We start from the raw sequence: 13,039 nt of genomic DNA, 5'->3' as shown, positions 1-13,039 counted from the left end.
CGAATCAGCTAAAAGCGCGAAAAAGCAGCTCTATCACCCGCCTTTTCGCGCTTTTAGCTGATTTTATCAGTAGAACAACGCGCGACTGCCCTTATTCAGGAACAGAAAACGATTTAATTTCACGCACCGGTCAATACGGACTATCCTTTCTACGTATGCAGGAGACTGTAAACAGACGGCAGTTTCTCACCACCGCCGGCCTATCGGCAATGGCACTTGCCACGGGTACAACCCGGCTTTTCGCGCAATCAGCACATCCTGAAAAGCTAGGGCTCAAGATTGCTTACTCCGCCATCACCTGGGGCAACACCGACGCGCAGACGCTTCAGGCCATTCAGGATCTGTCGGCGCTTGGTTATAAAGGCATTCAGCTGCGGGCCAATGTTTTTGGCACGTACCGCGCCAAGCCTTCCGAACTGAAAGCGCTGCTCGACAAGAATCGGCTGACGCTGGCGATGTTTTCGAGCGGTAACGTTGAGATCGATCCGGCCAAGGAACAAAGTACCATTGATATGCACGTGGCTCACGCCAGCTTTGTCAAAGCACTCGGCGGCTCTGCGTTTCAGATGACCAATACCCTTCGCCCGAAGGACCGCCAGCCGACGACGGAAGAACTTAAGCGACTCGCGGCTGTCATGAACGAGATTGGCAAGCAAACCGCCGACATGGGCGTTCAGGCGACGTACCACAACCACATGCACCAACTCGGGGAAACACCCGAAGAAGTCGATGTGATCGTGCAGGCGATGAATCCGAAATACTGTAAACTGCTGCTCGACATTGCCCACTACAAACAAGGCGGTGGACAACCCGAAAAAGCGGTTAAACAGTACAAAGACATTATTCACGCTCTGCACCTCAAAGACACGCTGTCGCCCCGTCCCGATAAGCCCGACGATCCGAAAGCCTACAAATTCGTTGAGTTGGGCCGTGGTAACGTCGATGTACCGGCGGTATTCAAAGCGCTGGACGAGATTAACTTCAAAGGCTGGGGAGTCATTGAACTGGACGGTGTTCCGGAAACTGACAAAACGCCCGCTCAGTGCGCTAGTATTAACAAGGAGTACATCACGAAAACACTACACTATCCGTTGTAACGACGGGAAGTGTAGTGTTTTTTTATACAACCGACGCGAAAAAGTACTGATTCTAAAACAGCATGAAACAATTCCTTATTTCTGCTTTACTGCTCGTTAGCCTGATGGCCGCCGAGAAGCCCCAAACGCCGAACACGCTGACCGACAAAGAAAAGAAGGAAGGCTGGAAACTGCTTTTCGACGGTAAAACGACGAACGGCTGGCGTGGTGTTTACAAAGACAAGTTTCCCGAAAAAGGCTGGAACGTTTCGGATGGCTTGTTAACGATTCAGCAATCCGACGGCTCCGAATCACAAAGCTTTGGCGACATTGTATCAACCGGCGAGTACGGCGATTTCGACTTAATGTTCGACTTCAAACTAACTGAAGGAGCCAACAGTGGTGTCAAGTATTACGTGGTCGAGAATTATCCGAAGCCGAAAGGGTCGGCGTTTGGCCTGGAGTTTCAGGTGCTCGACGATGACAAACACCCGGATGCGAAACTCGGACGCAATGGGAACCGCACGGTTGGTTCGTTGTACGATTTGATTCCGGCCAAAGACAAACAGGCAAACCCAATCGGTGACTGGAACACGGGACGGGTTATCGCCAAAGGCAAGCACGTGGAGCATTGGCTCAATGGCAAGAAAGTTGTTGAGTATGAGCGCGGCAGCGAACAATTCCGCGAACTGGTAGCGATGAGTAAGTACAAAGCACCGGACTACAATACCAATGGTCGGTTTGGTGAAGCACCGAAAGGCCATATCCTATTGCAGGATCACGGCAATAAGGTTTCTTACCGCAACATTAAAATCAAGACTCTTTAAAAAAGACCCGCAACAATAGCCATTAGACAAACCCGTCTTTTGTCTTTGTTTGTTATCTACCGTCTATTTATCAGCCCCTTACCTCCTCCATAATATGGAAAACCGTCGTGAGTTCATCAAAAAATCTGCCCTGGCCGGACTCGGTATGAGTTTCTCGGCGGGTAGTTACGCCCGTATTCTTGGTTCAAACGACCGCGTTCGGGTTGGTATTATCGGTTTCTCCGATCGCTTTCGGCAATCGCTCGCTCCCGCCTTTGCCGAACACGCGCAAAAACAGAATTTTGCCTTTGTTGGTGTATCGGATATCTGGAACCGCCGTCGCGACGAAGCGGAACAATACCTGAAAGGCAAAGGCTTAAATGATAGTACGTTTTTCAAAGCCCGCAACAACGACGAACTCCTTGACCGCAAAGATGTCGATGCGGTTATTATTTCAACCGCCGATTTTCAGCACGCTCTGCATTGTGCAGCCGCCGTCGAAGCAGGTCGCGACGTTTATTGTGAAAAGCCCTTTGCCGAATCGTTGGAAGATGCGCGTAAAGCGCTGAAAGCCGTTGAAAGCACGAAGAAAATTGTCCAGGTCGGCTCACAGCGTCGTTCAGCGCCGAACTACCACTCTGCCAACGACTTTATCAGATCCGGCAAGTTTGGCGACATAACTATGGTTGAAATGACCTGGAACGTAAACCAGCCGGGTCGCTGGCGTCGGCCTAAACTGGTCTCCGAGATCCGGAAGGAAGACACCGACTGGGACCGCTTCCAGTTGAATCGTCCCAAAACGGCCTGGGACCCGCGCAAATACCTTGAGTTCCGCTTGTTCTACCCTTACTCGTCGGGGATTCCGGGACAGTGGATGTCGCACCAGATTGATACAGTACACTGGTTCAGCGGATTAGATCATCCCCGGTCGGTAGTCGCCAATGGTGGCATTTATTCGTGGAAAGATGGCCGCACCAACGCCGATACGTTCACGGCTGTGTTCGATTACGGCCCAGACAACGACAAAACCAAAGGATTTCAGGTGCTTTATTCATCCCGAATGAACAACGAAGCGGGCGGTGTTAAGGAGTACTACTACTCGAACGGTGGTATGATCAACCTCGACACGAACAAGATTTCGCCGGACGGTGGTCTCGAAGCCAAATACGCCAAAGATATGAACATGCAGGCGAATCTGCTGCCCGAAATGTCACTTGGCAATGCCGCCAAGATGGAAACATCGGCGAATACAGGTGGCGATCCGATGACCTCGTTGCACATGCTGAACTGGATGGAATGTGTACGGAGTCGCAAAGAGCCAAATGCACCCGCACGCGTCGGCTTCAATCACTCAGTAGCGAACATCATGGCTACCACGGCGCTGCATACGGGTAAACGCGTAACTTGGGATTCGACCAAACAGGACATGATCGTCACGTAGATTCTTTTTGACAGGATTAACAGAATTGACAAGATATTTTCTTTACAGATCATCCTGTTAATCTTGTTAATCCTGTCAAAAAAACCTTAACCGCGTACCAGCCATGCGCCGATCTGACAGCTGAGGCACTTTTTGGTGGTACAGCTGTCATTGTGCAGTTCAATAGCCGCTTGTGAGTCAAAAGCCGTGCGCATACTAAGTCCCAATTCCTCCCAGCCGTCGGTCAGACGGTTTTTTTCTGCCGGTAACTGCTCCAATAGGTCAATGGCCCGATCCAAGAAAGTCGATTGACCACGATGATGCGCATAAGCCGCCAGCAACGGCACCACGGTATTGATCACAATCGTTGTGGCGGAGGTCACCCCTATTGCTGGTACGGTTTTCTCCGTTGCCTTCCCGAAGCGATAATGCGAATGCCAGTAGTCGGACGGTGTAAGTTGAAGCGACTTCATCAAAAGCGACGCATCGCTGGTACCGGCAAATAAGGAAAATAAACTGGCGTGATGCGTCACCAGACGAGCCAGCTGCGCCAATCGTAACGTAGGAAAATTAGCTGGTCGCAATCGTCCCCACTTCCAGGCGTGGGTAGCGACCTGTTTATCAGCAAGGTTGTATTTGGCGGCCAGAAAACGGTATTCCCGCTGAAGCATCGTTTGATAGTCGTCTGGTGTATCAGCGTCGTCGAGCAATCCCGCCGTACCAAACAGCATGGCTTCGGCCTGAACCAACACATCACGGTGTTTCAGCAACGCTTTCAACGGTACGGCCCGGCTGAGTTGAGCCATCGGCTCCGCGTTGATTTTAAAGCCCATGTTGATTGTCAGTAAGCGGTAGGCCGTTTCTTCCCAATCCCCGTTCGTTTGCTCGAACACAGCCCGAACACCAGCCGCTTTTCGTTCCAGCCGTTGCAGCATCGTTTTGTCCAGCATGGATGTAATGCGTAGCGGTTGCACGGACCGAAACTGCCCGGCGCAGGGGATGACATCAACCGATTCCGTTAGCAGTTTATACCGATCAAGGTAGGTCGCGTCGATAAGGGGGGCAAACTCAAGCGTAGGCAGCGGGGTTCCGTTAGCGCGGTCAACGCGACGCCCCGTTGAGATCTGATCATCCTGCCAAACCACGTGTAGAATAACGTTATCGTATGCCCGGTCGTCCTGATGCCGATGAGCGAGCCAATCCGATGTACGGACATGCATCTCAACCGTTCCGACCCATTCAACGTGATTGATCAATAGCCGCGCGTTGAAAAAATCAGGACCCGAATCCAGATTACGGAAGCCGGGGTGTACTACCTGCACCGGTTCACCATCGGTCGTTATCAGGTCCTTTGTCGTAAAATACTGATATTGCCAGAGAAAATATAAAAGGGATTCAGACACCGATAAAGCAAATTGACGGTACGCATTAGCCTGTGTCGTCTTTGGTTTGGAGGAAACCAAAAATAAAGAAACATTTAACAAAATAACGTTTACTAATTGATAAATTACCGGAATACTGCGCCCGTCCGGTCTCTCCTTGTAATGCTATGGCTGTATTTTCTCAGAAAGTGATTTGGATTACCGGCGCGTCGTCAGGCATCGGCGAAGCGGTTGCTATTGAATTAGCCAAACAGAACCCCAAGCTAATCCTGTCGGCTAGGCGCATGGACGAACTACAGCGGGTAGCCGCTCAGCTAAACCTTCCTGAAACGGACGTACTGGTGCTGCCGATGGATATGACGGATGTGAAGAGCTTGCCCACGCATGTCGAAGCGGTGCGTCAACGCTTTGGCCGGATCGATTACGTTTTTCAGAATGCGGGAATTACCCAGCGCAGCACGGTAGTAGACACCGATTTTTCCGTTTATCAGCGGCTGATGGACGTGAACTTCTTTGGCGTTGTTGCGCTGACGAAAGCGGTGTTGCCTCTGATGCTCGCTCAGGGAAGCGGCCATTTTGTGGTTACCAGCAGTGTGGCAGGAAAACTGGGCACAAAGCAACGTTCGGGCTATTGTGCCAGTAAACACGCCTTGCACGGCTTCTTTGATGCGCTTCGGGCCGAGACCTACGATGCCGGTTTGCGTGTAACGCTGGTCTGTCCGGGTTATATAAGGACCCCCATCTCACTTCATGCGCTGGGTGCCGACGGACAGGTACACAACAAGATGGATACGAATCAGGAACAGGGCATGGCTGTCGGTGTCTTTGCCCAACGTTTATTGAAGGCCGTTGCCAACGCGAAAGAGGAAGTTTACATTGGCAGTACGGAGATTTACGGCATTTACCTGAAACGGTTTCTACCCAACCTGCTTTCCCGGATACTGCGCAAGCGGGAAGGTGCCTGAAAAAGCCCAATGCACAGGGTGCGCGCTTCCGTGTACATTGGGCTTCTGAATCTAAGAATCTTTATTTACCGCTAACGGCAATGCCTTTGCCCTTGCCTGACTGTTCCATGTAATCGACGGTCAGGTGGCAAAGTGATTTCATACCCAGTACAAAGCAATTTTCATCAATTTGAAAATCGGGGGTATGGTGCGGGGCCGCTTCTTCAACTTTTTTACCTTTCGTCATGCCGCCCAGGAAGTAAAAGAAACCGGGTATCTTCTGCTGGTAAAACGAAAAATCTTCGGCCCCGGTCTGAGCGGGAGTCAGCTTAATGTTGTTTTTACCGGCCAGGGCTTCGAGCGTTGGCACCATCTGATCGGTCAGCTTGGGGTCGTTATACGTTACGGGGTACATTACGTCGATCTTCACGTCGGCTTTAGCACCAGCGCTCTCGGCAATATTAGTAGCAATTTCATTGATCCGGCGATGGATCGTTTTCTGCATTTCGTTGTCCAGCGACCGAATCGTACCAATCATGTTTACCTCTTCCGGAATGATATTCTGACGAATACCGCCGTGAATAGCTCCGACCGTCACGACAGCGGCATTTTCGGTTAACGGTAAATTTCGGCTGACGATGGTTTGCAGGCCCATGACAACCTGCGCCGATGTAACAATTGGGTCAACGCCCGACCAGGGTGATGCGCCGTGGGTTTGTTTACCCTTAATCTTGATCGCGTACGAATCGACAGCGGCCATCGTCGCTCCTGGCCGGTACTTGATCGTGCCAACTTCGGTTTGCGAGTTAATGTGTAATCCAAAAATGGCATCCACTTTTGGGTTTTCGAGTACGCCTTCTTTCACCATCAGGTAAGCCCCGCCTTCTTCGCCGGTTGGTGCTCCTTCTTCGGCCGGTTGAAAGATAAATTTGACCGTACCCTTCAGCTCGTTTTTAACGGACGCCAATACCTCGGCGGCCCCCATCAGCATAGCCACGTGCGTGTCGTGTCCGCAGGCGTGCATGATACCGGTTTGCTGTCCATTATACTCAGTATGGGCCTCGGATTTGAACGGTAAATCTACCCGCTCAGTTACGGGTAACCCATCCATGTCAGCACGCAGGGCAACAACCGGACCGGGCTTTCCTCCTTTGAGCAAACCAACCACCCCCGTTTTACCAACGCCAGTCTTTACTTCGATGCCAAGCGATTGGAGATGAGCGGCAATTTTGGAAGCCGTCTGAAATTCGCGGTTGCCCAGTTCAGGGTGCTGGTGGAAGTCCCGACGCCAGGCGACTACTTTTTTTTCGAGTCCTTCAGCCGTTTTGTCCATTCGGGCGGTCAGCGTCGATCCCTGACCGAATGTTGATTGCGTTGCCAAACCCGCCATGACCAGCACAGCCCCATACAGTTTATAGTTGCTCATCAAATTATACAATTTTAACGATTGTTCATACTTAAAAAGCAAGTTACACTATTTCCATAGAATATATTGTACTAAAACATTTACCAGTTATTTTTGTAACCCTGTTTTAATCTTTATAAAACATTTCAGCTTTTCAACTTTTATGAGAGGACTTCTAACGGGAAGTTTGCTGCTCTTGCTATTATCCTGTTTGCCGGTTTTGGCGCAAGATATAGCAGTGAGTGGTCGTATCACTTCATCAGACGACGGCGCTGCCCTACCCGGTGTAAGCGTTCAGGTAAAAGGAACTTCACGAGGCACAACAACCGACGCAAAGGGCAACTATCGGTTGAGTGCACCCGCCAATGGCCGACTGGTATTTAGTTTCATTGGCTTCACCAGCCAGGAAGTAGCCATAGGCAACCGCTCGACGGTGAACGTTCAACTGGAAAATAGCTCGAATGAACTGACAGAAGTGGTCGTAACTGGCTACGGTGGAACCGTCAATCGGCGCGAGTTTACGGGTGCCAGTTCAAAGGTAAACGGGAGTGCGATCCAGAACTTGCCCGTAGGTAGTTTTGACAAAGCTCTGGCCGGACGTGCCGCTGGTGTACAGATTACCTCCGCCAATGGTGTACCGGGTGGTGCCATCCAGGTACGGGTCCGGGGAGTAGGGTCGATTTCGGCGGGTTCAGATCCGCTCTACGTGGTCGATGGTGTTCAGTTGAACGCAACCAACAACGCGAGCTTTACCTCATCGAACCCACTGGCGTTCCTGAATCCAAACGATATCGAGAGCATCGAAATCCTGAAAGATGCGGCTGCGGCTTCTATCTATGGGTCGCAGGCGGCAAACGGCGTCGTACTGGTAACGACCAAGCGCGGAAAATCGGGCAAAACGCAGATCTCGCTCAACTATTACACGGGTATCAATGAGCCGGTAAAACGGCTCGACGTTCTCAACACGCAGGAGTGGATCGCGTTACGGACGCAGGCCCGCATCAACGGTGGTCAGACGGCCGAAGCAGCCCGCACGTCGGTACTGAACACCATTCGTCAGCCGACAACCCTTACGGATGCCGAGATTGCGGCTTTACCCACGTACGACTGGCAGAAAGAGGCTTACCGGACAGGGAACACCAACAACTATGAGTTGAGCCTGAACGGAGGCAATGATAAAACGAAATTCTTTATATCGGGTTCGTATTATACGCAGAATGCCAACTTGCTTAACGTCGATTTTAAGCGGGGCACGCTCAATACAACCTTAACGCACAGCATCAGCAGCAAACTAAGCCTCGAAGAGTCGCTGAAACTTAGTACGATCACGGCGCATGGCCAGCAAGGTTCGCCTAACGGTGGTACCTTCCTCGGTTCGTCGGCCTTCTCTTCGTCGCTGATGATTCCAAGTGTCCCCATTTATAACCCTGACGGTTCATTCTACGGTACGCCAGACCAGGGTGGTACGCCCGGTGCGCTGAACCAGAACATCATTCAGGTGTCTACCCTGAACGACATTCGGTCGGTGATCAACCAGTTCGTTGGGGGCTTGTCGCTTAATTACAAACCTCTCGACGGTCTGAGCATCCGTCCCTTTGTCAGCCTGGACTACCGGGCCATCAAAGGACGGTACTTCGCTGATCCGCGTACTGGAGATGCTTACGTCGTTCGGGGACGGTTACAGGACCAGTTCAACCAGAACGTCAACTTCCTGACCAACTTAACGGTTAACTACGCAAAAACCTTTGGGGGGGCGCATGATGTGAGTGGCCTGTTAGGCGTCGAGTACCGTTCGGATGTAAACGACTTTACCGCTTCAAACATCACGAACGTACCAACTCCCGACTTCCGGTACGGTAGTGCAGCGGCTTTACCGCAATCGATTGGTGGTGGCTGGACGGGTTACACCAAAGCCTCGGCATTTGGTAACCTCAAATACAACTACAACAAAAAATACGACCTTAGCCTGATCGCCCGGATCGATGGTTCGAGCCGCTTTGGAGCCGACAACCGATACGGCTTTTTCCCGTCGGTATCGGGAGCCTGGCTAGTTTCTGAAGAAGCCTTCCTGAAAGGAAACCGCGTATTGAGCGAGCTAAAGCTTCGTGCGTCGTACGGTACAACCGGAAACGACCAGATCGGAACGCTTTTTGGCCTGAGCAACTTCCCATCGCTGGGTTTGGTAAGCCCAGGGTATGATTACAACGGATCGGCTGGTTTTGCCCCAACACAACTGAGCAACCCCGGCTTGAAATGGGAAACAAACGTGACGACCAACCTTGGCGTTGACTTTGGATTCTTCAACAACCGGATCAACGGATCGGTCGACGTGTTCAACCGCACCAGCCGTGATCTGCTGCTGGCCGTGAACCTGCCTTACACAACGGGTTATTCAAGCATTTCACGGAACGCTGGATCTGTACAAAACCGGGGTCTTGAGATAGAACTGAACACCGTAAACCTGCAAGCCGGTGACCTTAAGTGGAAAACATCGTTCAACATTACGTTCATTAACAACAAAGTGACGAAGCTGATCGATGGCATCACTCCGCTACAAAATCCGGATAGTGCGATTACGATCAACTACGTGGATTACTACGGTGTAACCCGCACGGCTATCCAGGGACGCCCCTTGCTGCCACAGTACACATTTGAGTATGCGGGTGTAAACCCAGCAACGGGCCGGGCGATGTTCTACGACTACGCCGGAAACATTACGTATACCCCGGTTAGCCCACGCGATCAGCGCTATTTAGGAACTCAGCTGCCTAAATTTTACGGAGGATTTATCAATACGTTCACTTATAAAGGGTTGTCGTTGGACGTATTCTTCCAGTACGACTACGGTCGGCGGTCGCCTAACGGCCAAACGTCATTCTTGGCTGAATTGGCGGGACGCGATTTCAACGCACTCCGGTCGGTTTACGAACGTCGCTGGCAGAAAGCGGGTGATATTACCGATGTCCCACGTCCCATCAATGGCAACGTCGAAACACGGGGAACCAATGGTCTGAGTGGCTCGCGCACGATTGAAGACGCTTCTTACCTGCGTTTGAAGCAGTTGACGCTCAGCTACAACATTCCATCGGTGCTTGGCAAGAAAATCGGCACCTCGAATGCCCGTATCTATCTACAAGCGCAGAACCTGATCACGTGGACCCGGTGGACCAGCTACGATCCTGAGTTCATCGATCTAGGTGCTGGTAGCAGCGGAGTAGTACCCAACTCGCGGTCTTACACAGCCGGTATCAATCTGACATTTTAATTCATCAATCAAAGGACTTAGTAATCCATGCGAATTTCCATAAATACGCTGACTGGTGGCTTGTTCGTTGGCGCTGTTTTGGCACTAGCGTCGTGTAACAGTCTGCTCGAAGTAGAACCCCGGTCGAATGCCGATTTATCGACTGCACTCACAACGGTTGAAGGTATCGACGCTACACTGAACGGCATCTACGACCGGATGCAGAACGTATCTCTTTACGGTAGAGACATGCTGGCTGTAGCGGAAGCACTGGCCGACAACGCACAGGCAACAAACAAATCAGGACGTCTGAACAGTGAGGCTAGAAACGTAGCTCAAAACACATTCGGAACCGCTCAGACGACAGGCACCTGGCAATCGGCTTATTTTGCCATTAACCAGGCGAATCTGTTACTGGAAGCGTCGCCCAAAGTAACGACGCTGACCGACACCAACCGTCGGAACTCGATCATGGGCCAGTGCTATTTTTTACGTGGCCTGCTGTACCACGATTTGATGCGGATCTACGCGTATGATCCGGGCGTTGAGATCGCGCAGCAAAGCCGGGGTGGCGTACCCATCGTTCTTACCGGTGTCAACAACCAGGACCAGATTGCTTTTCCGGCCCGTGCCTCAATCGCCGACGTATACAAACAGATTTATAGCGATCTGCAAACGGCGATCAACCTGTTTGGCCGCAATGCGTCGAATAGCGCCAGCGTTCCTGCTTACGGCAACTTAGCGGCTGCTCAGGAATTGCTGTCCCGTGTTGCGCTGTATAACAAAGATTATGCGAACGCGGTCAAGTACGCCACCGATGCTATTGGCGGTTCCGTAAAGCTGCTTGATGCAACGAGCTACGTTGCTGGATGGCGCGCCCCCAGGAACCCTGAGTCAGTCTTCGAATTGCAGTTTACTGCTCTTTCGGAAAACATCGGGGTAAACCTATCACTACAGACCACCTATACTACGCTGGTGCGCTCTGGCGACCGGAGCACAACGGGTGGCTTTGGTGACCTTGTTCCAACAACGGCGTTTCTGACGGATCTTCGCTCTGAAACAGCTACCAGCGGTCAGCCAGCTGATGTACGCTCGCAGCTTTACGAACTTGGCACAACCGGTCGCGGCACAGCGTTCGTCGAATGCACTAAATTCTTGGGGAAAAACGGGACAATCAACCTGGACAACGTCCCTATCCTTCGAATTTCGGAAGCCTATCTGAACCGCGCGGAAGCCAATTTCATGCTGGGTAACACCGCCGACGCCTTAACGGATTTAAACACAATGCGTACGAACCGGGGTCTATCGGCTCGCACGGGCTTGACCGGAGATGCTCTCCTAAGCGAGATTCTACGTCAACGGCGGTTAGAATACGCGTTTGAAGGACACCGCTGGTTCGATCTGAAGCGTCGTGGGCAGGATGTTGTTAAGGCGACAGCACAAGGTGGTGGTCTTCCGTATAACGATTACCGTATTCTGGCCAACATTCCGGTCAATGAAGTATCGACGAACAGAAACATTCGGCAGAATTTCGGATACTAGTCGTCACAACCGGTACCAGCTTACTGGTACGGGTTCACTTAACATCTAGATTCATGAAAAAACTAAAATATGTCTTTCCGGCTTTGCTACTAACGTTAGGAATAGCCGCTTGTGACAATAGTCTTGACAAGGTTTTTGATAGTCAAACCTTGATTGAATTCAACGACGCAGTACTCACGACAAACGCAGTCGGCAGAACATATCCGATCATCAGCCTGCCAAACAGCGTTACGGGTGGCGCTACCCGAGTGGCACAGTTGAACCTGGTTGGCGCTCAGCGTTCAGCCGATATGACGGTACGGGTGTTTGTCGATCCCAATGGTACAACAGCCTCGGCAAGCAGTTACACAATCGCTAACGGTGGTAATGTGACCATCCCCAAAGGAGACAGCTTCGGTTCATTGACAATAACGGTAGGCCGAGCGACTAGCACGACGGCACCTGTAGGCAACGTTGTTTTCGTGATCGACAGCACGAGCACCGATTTCAAGCCTAGCCAAAATTACAAACGGCTTGGTTTCTCGTTCAGACAATAACTAGCCTCGTCGTCCTGGAAGTAAAAAAGCAGCCTGATCAATCAGGCTGCTTTTTTACTTCCGGAATAATGGTATCACGATAAATTTGACGCCATATTGTTTAGTTGCACTACTCATTCGATCAAACAAAAACGAGCAAAAGGAGTAGTTATAAATACCTTACCAAAAGAGTCATACATAGGAAAAATACAATTCAACCCAGCAACAGTTGTTATGCATGCATATTAAATACTTTTAAAATATTATACGTATTATCTGTTATTACACATATTATATTTTGCTTTTCACAATATATTCAAAATAAATATTTGATTAAATTTTATAGAAATTTAATATGTGACATAGCTATATATACTCAAAGGTCAATATTGTTTTTGATTAGACATTGGCTAATTATCGCCAAATGGCTTTCTAAGTAATAACTTCTGATAGTCACGTTACAAATTAACAAACTGACTTATAACACCTTATCAGCGGTAATTTTAATTCTTTACTATACGTGCGTTATTCATCGCTGTTATCTCTACGCTTTCTAGGCAACAATGTTAGAAGCCTTGTCAGCGTAACGCAACTGCGCATAATCGCGTTAAATGCACTTTGGTTTGTTTTTCTACTCATCTAGCTAATTACCAGCCATTTTTTTCGTTTCAGTCTGTAGGAAGATAGCTTCAAGCGCGCTTTATT

General features: G+C 50.4%; 9 protein-coding genes. 7 read left to right on the top strand and 2 right to left on the bottom strand.

What is annotated here, in order from left to right:
- The first annotated feature begins 155 nt into the window (after positions 1 to 155).
- From M0L20_RS13980 to M0L20_RS13970, 3 genes are all read left to right on the top strand, one after another.
- Entirely contained in the window at positions 156 to 1,097 is a 942-nt protein-coding gene (locus tag M0L20_RS13980) for a sugar phosphate isomerase/epimerase family protein (RefSeq protein ID WP_232561531.1), read from the top strand.
- 62 nt (positions 1,098 to 1,159) lie between these two features.
- Entirely contained in the window at positions 1,160 to 1,903 is a 744-nt protein-coding gene (locus tag M0L20_RS13975) for a 3-keto-disaccharide hydrolase (RefSeq protein WP_232561530.1), read from the top strand.
- Positions 1,904 to 1,997: 94 nt separating this feature from the next.
- On the top strand, positions 1,998 to 3,323 hold the full coding sequence (locus M0L20_RS13970; RefSeq protein WP_232561529.1) for a Gfo/Idh/MocA family protein: 1,326 nt from the start codon (positions 1,998 to 2,000) through the stop codon (positions 3,321 to 3,323).
- Between the two features lie 86 nt (positions 3,324 to 3,409).
- Here the strand turns inward: M0L20_RS13970 and M0L20_RS13965 are convergent, their stop codons facing one another.
- A complete protein-coding gene (locus tag M0L20_RS13965) occupies positions 3,410 to 4,705 on the bottom strand; it encodes a DUF2851 family protein (protein WP_248477556.1) in 1,296 nt (431 codons plus the stop codon).
- A gap of 146 nt (positions 4,706 to 4,851) precedes the next feature.
- Here M0L20_RS13965 and M0L20_RS13960 point away from each other — a divergent pair, with 146 nt between their 5' ends.
- Entirely contained in the window at positions 4,852 to 5,649 is a 798-nt protein-coding gene (locus M0L20_RS13960; RefSeq protein ID WP_248477555.1) for an SDR family oxidoreductase, read from the top strand.
- A 61-nt stretch (positions 5,650 to 5,710) separates the two neighbouring features.
- Here the strand turns inward: M0L20_RS13960 and M0L20_RS13955 are convergent, their stop codons facing one another.
- A complete protein-coding gene (locus M0L20_RS13955) occupies positions 5,711 to 7,018 on the bottom strand; it encodes an amidohydrolase (protein WP_232562805.1) in 1,308 nt (435 codons plus the stop codon).
- Between the two features lie 178 nt (positions 7,019 to 7,196).
- Here M0L20_RS13955 and M0L20_RS13950 point away from each other — a divergent pair, with 178 nt between their 5' ends.
- From M0L20_RS13950 to M0L20_RS13940, 3 genes are read left to right on the top strand one after another with little or no spacing between them, the layout of a single operon-like run.
- Entirely contained in the window at positions 7,197 to 10,298 is a 3,102-nt protein-coding gene (locus tag M0L20_RS13950; protein WP_248477554.1) for a SusC/RagA family TonB-linked outer membrane protein, read from the top strand.
- A 27-nt stretch (positions 10,299 to 10,325) separates the two neighbouring features.
- The gene (locus tag M0L20_RS13945) at positions 10,326 to 11,819 is read left to right on the top strand and encodes a RagB/SusD family nutrient uptake outer membrane protein (RefSeq protein WP_248477553.1); all 1,494 of its coding nucleotides are present in this window, start codon (positions 10,326 to 10,328) and stop codon (positions 11,817 to 11,819) included.
- Positions 11,820 to 11,872: 53 nt separating this feature from the next.
- Positions 11,873 to 12,355, top strand: coding sequence for a hypothetical protein (locus tag M0L20_RS13940; RefSeq protein WP_248477552.1), 483 nt, complete (start codon positions 11,873 to 11,875; stop codon positions 12,353 to 12,355).
- The last annotated feature ends 684 nt before the right edge of the window (positions 12,356 to 13,039 follow it).

Source organism: Spirosoma liriopis (assembly GCF_023196085.1).
Taxonomy (GTDB): Bacteria; Bacteroidota; Bacteroidia; order Cytophagales; family Spirosomataceae; genus Spirosoma; species Spirosoma oryzicola.
The sequence above is the reverse complement of the archived record's forward strand: the minus strand, read 5'-3'. Positions and strand labels throughout refer to the sequence as shown.